Source organism: Nitrososphaera sp. (assembly GCF_050748925.1).
Classification (GTDB): domain Archaea; phylum Thermoproteota; class Nitrososphaeria; order Nitrososphaerales; family Nitrososphaeraceae; genus Nitrososphaera.
Genome location: NZ_JBOGQF010000206.1, coordinates 1 through 2112 on the forward strand (window position 1 = coordinate 1; position 2112 = coordinate 2112).

Below are 2112 nucleotides of genomic sequence, written 5' to 3' on the forward strand. Positions count from 1 at the left end.
ACATAAGCCGGTAGGGAAAAGGGTTATTAGCGCAAGACGCAAAAATTCCCTTGCTTGAACAAGGCACTTTTTGCAGGCGCAGCGGCAGTGGCTGCACTTGCAATATTTTTCGCATACTCGCAGTTTAACACGCTGGATTTTTCAGCCCCGCAGCTCCCCGACCTGACAGGCATAACGACCCCGGTCTCAACCGACAACCGCGACGGCCTTGCCGACGACGCGTTCAAGATAGGCAAGGTCAGCACGGTCGAGGCGGCAGACCAGGAATTGACGCTGCCAGACCTTTATGAAAGGACCGAGAGATCGGTAGTCCAGGTCTCATCAAGCGATCCGGGCGAAGGCAGCCGGCTCGGCACGGGATTTGTGTATGACGACAACGGCCACATCGTCACCAATCACCACGTGGCAGAGGGCGCCGACGACCTCAATGTCACGTTTGTGGACGGCACCATCTATTCCGCCACGGTCATCGGCGACGACCCGTACACCGACCTTTCAGTGCTATATGTAAAGGACGTGCCCAAGGAAAAGCTCGCGCCGCTGCCCCTCGCCGACTCGACCAAAGTCCGGGTGGGCGAGTCTGTAGCGGCCATCGGCAACCCGTTTGGGCTTTCAAGTTCGATGACTTCCGGCATCATAAGCGGAGCCGGGCGCCTCATACCGTCGCAGGAGGGCGGCGCTCTCCAGTTCTTTATACCCGACATCATCCAGACCGACGCGCCAATCAACCCCGGCAACTCTGGCGGCCCGCTCCTCAACACCCGTGGGCAGGTGGTAGGCATCAACACGGCCATCCGCTCAAGCACCGGGGCGTTTGAAGGGATCGGCTTTGCAGTCCCGTCAAACACGATCGCCAAGATAGTGCCCACGCTCATCGAGAAGGGAGACTTCAAGCACCCGTGGGTAGGCATCTCTGGCACCGACATGACGCCTGCACTTGCCAGGGCGCTTGGCATAGAGGACGAGCCAAGGGGCGTGCTGGTGGTAGAGGTCGTGCAGGGAAGCCCCGCAGACAAGGCAGGCATCCGCGAAGGCAACAGGGACACGAGGGTGGACGGCAGGGACATCAACCTAGGCGGCGACATCATGCTCGAGGTAGACGGCAATCCTGTTAGAAAGCTGGACGACATACTCGTCTACCTGCAGCGGGAAAAGACCGTGGGCGACACGCTGGACGTGACGATATTGCGCGACGGCCAGCTGAAAAACGTAGAGATACTGCTTGAGGCAAGGCCGGCGCAGCAGCAACAGCAGGCCTCGCCTTAGTGTTTATTAGTAGAGCGGGCAATAGATCGCCAATGCTGGCTGAGACACTCACCCGGGCGCTAGAGAAGTCTGGCCTGCTGACTAGGCAGGACGCGGCCCAGCTCATGGTCCATTGCCCGACTGATCTGCTAGTAAAAGCGGCCGGCAGGGTGCGCGACGCAAGCAGGCCTGCCGTTGTAACATACTCGCGCAAGGTGTTCATCAACCTCGTCAACCTGTGCCGCGACACGTGCTCTTACTGCACGTACAAAAAAGAGCCGGGCGACCCGATGCTTTCGATGCTGAGTCATGAGCAGGTGCTTGCAATCGCAGAGGCCGGCAGAAAGACGCGGTGCACGGAGGCGCTCTTTGTGACCGGCGAGCGTCCAGAGCAGCGGTACCCGCAGGCACGCGACTGGCTCCAGTCGCTTGGCCATTCGTCAACAGTTGATTATATCGCCGAGATGAGCGAGCTTGTCCTTGAAAAGACCGGACTATTGCCGCATACAAACGCCGGCAGCCTGGCAAAAAAAGAGATGGAAAAGTTGCGCGGCACGAACCCGAGCATGGGCGTGATGCTAGAGACTTCCAGCGAGCGGCTGATGGGCAGGGGGATGGCGCACGAGGGCGCACCAAGCAAGAACCCGAAAGTAAGAATAAAGACGCTTGAAAGCGCCGGCGAGCTAAAGATCCCGATGACGACCGGCATACTGGCCGGCATCGGCGAAACGCCTGAGGAACTGGTAGATTCGCTGTTTGTGATAAAGGAACTGCACACAAAGTACGGCCACATACAGGAAGTGATACTGCAAAATTTCGAGCCCAAGCCGGAGACCAGCATGTCTGATTTCCCGTCGACGCCAAAAG

At 58.7% G+C, this 2112-nt stretch carries 2 protein-coding genes; both read left to right on the top strand.

The annotated features are described in order from the left end of the window. Window positions 1–54: 54 nt before the first annotated feature. Window positions 55–1266, top strand: coding sequence for a S1C family serine protease (locus ACREAY_RS11500; RefSeq protein ID WP_431755910.1), 1212 nt, complete (start codon window positions 55–57; stop codon window positions 1264–1266). Between the two features lie 32 nt (window positions 1267–1298). Beyond that, on the top strand, window positions 1299–2112 hold an 814-nt coding region (cofG, locus tag ACREAY_RS11505; protein ID WP_431755911.1), incomplete at its 3' end, for a 7,8-didemethyl-8-hydroxy-5-deazariboflavin synthase CofG.